This is a genomic window from Cupriavidus sp. 10L45, from assembly GCF_056395225.1.
On sequence record NZ_JBFTJC010000030.1, the window covers coordinates 1 to 2,541 of the forward strand.

The 2,541-nt window shown below is 58.4% G+C and carries 5 protein-coding genes; all 5 read left to right on the top strand.

Features of this window, described 5'->3' with window-relative positions; all coding sequences use genetic code 11:
* Positions 1-188 precede the first annotated feature (188 nt).
* Positions 189-668: a DUF3304 domain-containing protein gene (locus tag AC1DFU_RS27545; protein WP_441593849.1), complete on the top strand. Its 480-nt coding sequence runs from the start codon at positions 189-191 to the stop codon at positions 666-668.
* A 22-nt stretch (positions 669-690) separates the two neighbouring features.
* Positions 691-1,131, top strand: a complete 441-nt coding sequence (locus AC1DFU_RS27550; protein WP_441593851.1) for a DUF3304 domain-containing protein — start codon at positions 691-693, stop codon at positions 1,129-1,131.
* A gap of 23 nt (positions 1,132-1,154) precedes the next feature.
* Positions 1,155-1,634 (top strand): DUF3304 domain-containing protein, encoded by a 480-nt coding sequence (locus tag AC1DFU_RS27555; RefSeq protein ID WP_441593853.1) that lies wholly within the window; start codon positions 1,155-1,157, stop codon positions 1,632-1,634.
* A gap of 22 nt (positions 1,635-1,656) precedes the next feature.
* Positions 1,657-2,097 (top strand): DUF3304 domain-containing protein, encoded by a 441-nt coding sequence (locus AC1DFU_RS27560; protein WP_441593855.1) that lies wholly within the window; start codon positions 1,657-1,659, stop codon positions 2,095-2,097.
* Between the two features lie 22 nt (positions 2,098-2,119).
* A partial coding sequence (locus AC1DFU_RS27565) for a DUF3304 domain-containing protein (protein ID WP_477159888.1) occupies positions 2,120-2,541 on the top strand: 422 nt, incomplete at its 3' end.

A 2,541-nucleotide genomic window follows, 5' to 3' on the forward strand; every position in this document is an offset into this window, starting at 1 on the left:
CAGGTGCGACAGGTGCGATTCGTCTCCGTGCCTCCCTATCGGCCAGACGAATTGGGAAGGTTTGCCGTGCATTTTCTGCGCGACGGCAATGTCAAGGTGTTCGTGACGATGATGAATCTTCACCATCCTGACTATCCCTTGAAGGGCGATGAAGCTCGGCTGTAACGACATCGATTGGAGAAAGAACCATGCCTTACAGCGCTGCACCACCAGCTTCAGGCGGCACGAATCGATTCAAAGCAACGCGCCCACGGGCGTGGGCAGGCAGTCTGCTAGCCGCACTGTCGCTAGCGATGTCCGGTTGCGGCGACGAGCCAATCTCAGTGGAAATGGTTGGCTATAACCACACCGATGTGGGCATCTATGCGTTCGAGGTCAACGGTCATGGCGGCCCGAATATCGGGGCGCACAAGGGCGGTGGCAATTTCACTTGCTGCGTCACGGTGCCACGGATCTACAAGCCTGGCACGACGGTGAAGGTTCGATGGGTCAATCGCATCGACGATGTTCCGCAGGAGCGGATCGTCCCCGTGCCGCCCTACGGGCCAGAGGAAATTGGAAGGTTTGCCGTCCATTTCCTGCGCGACGGCAACGTCAAGGTGTTCGTGACGATGATGGCGCTTCGTCATCCTGACTACCCGTTGAAGGGCGACGAGGCGCGCAAGTAACCACAGTTCCACGAGGAGAGTCATGCCTTACACAGTAGCGCGCCCACGGGCGTGGTTAGCCGGCCTGCTAGCGGCATTGTCACTGGCCATGTCCGGTTGCGGCGACAAGCCCATCGCGGTGTCAATGGTTGGCTACAACCACACGGACGTGGGGATCTACGCGTTTGAGGTCAACGGTCATGGCGGACCGAATATCTGGCCGCACGAGGGCGGTGGGAAACGTACGTGTTGCGTCATGGTGCCCTTGGTCCACGAGCCTGGTATGACGGTAAAGGTCAGATGGGTCAATCGTATTGACGATGTGCCACAGGTGCGATTCGTCTCCGTGCCTCCCTATCGGCCAGACGAATTGGGAAGGTTTGCCGTGCATTTTCTGCGCGACGGCAATGTCAAGGTGTTCGTGACGATGATGAATCTTCACCATCCCGACTATCCCTTGAAGGGCGATGAAGCTCGGCTGTAACGACATCGATTGGAGAAAGAACCATGCCTTACGGCGCTGCACCACCAGCTTCAGGCGGCACGAATCGATTCAAAGCAACGCGCCCACGGGCGTGGGCAGGCAGTCTGCTAGCCGCACTGTCGCTAGCGATTTCCGGTTGCGGCGACGAGCCTATTGCTGTGTCAATGGTTGGCTATAACCACACCGATGAAGGGATTTACGCCTTCGAGGTAGACGGGCACGGCGGTCCATACATCGGCCCGCACGAGGGCGGTGGCAATTTCACTTGTTGCGTCACGGTGCCACGGGCCCACAAACCTGGCATGACGGTGAAAGTCAGATGGGTCAACCACATCAAGGATGTTCCCCAGATGCGAGTCGTCTCCGTCCCGCCCTATCGGCCGGAAGAATTGGGAAGGTTTGCCGTGCATTTTCTGCGCGATGGCAACGTCAAGGTGTTCGTGACCATGATGGCACTCCGTCATCCTGACTATCCCTTGAAGGGCGACGAGGCGCGCAAGTAACCACAGTTTCATGAGGAGAGTCATGCCTTACACAGTAGCGCGCCCACGGGCGTGGATAGCCGGCCTGCTAGCAGCATTGCCACTGGCCATGTCCGGTTGCGGCGACAAGCCCATCGCGGTGTCAATGGTTGGCTACAACCACACGGACGTGGGGATCTACGCGTTTGAGGTCAACGGTCATGGCGGACCGAATATCTGGCCGCACGAGGGCGGCGGAAAGTTCACTTGTTGCGTCACGGTGCCACGGATCCACAAGCCTGGCATGACGGCGAAGGTCAGATGGGTCCATCGCATCGACGATGTGCCGCAGGAGCGGATCGTGCCGGTACCTCCTTATGGACCAAGGGATGGCGGAATGTTCGCCGTCCACTTCCTGCGCGACGGCAATGTCAAGGTGTTCGTGACCATGATGGGTCTTGGACATCCCGACTATCCCTTGAAGGGCGACGAGGCGCGCAAGTAACCACAGTTCCACGAGGAGAGTCATGCCTTACACAGTAGCGCGCCCACGGGCGTGGATAGCCGGCCTGCTAGCAGCATTGTCACTGGCAGTGTCCGGTTGCGGCGAGGAGCCAATCTCAGTGTCAATGGTTGGATACAACCACACCGATGTAGGCATCTACGCGTTTGAGGTCAACGGTCATGGCGGACCGAATATCGGGGCGCACAAGGGCGGTGGGAAACGTACGTGTTGCGTCATGGTGCCCTTGGTCCACGAGCCTGGTATGACGGTAAAGGTCAGATGGGTCAATCGCATTGACGATGTGCCACAGGTGCGATTCGTCTCCGTGCCTCCCTATCGGCCAGACGAATTGGGAAGGTTTGCCGTGCATTTTCTGCGCGACGGCAATGTCAAGGTGTTCGTGACGATGATGAATCTTCACCATCCTGACTATCCCTTGAAGGG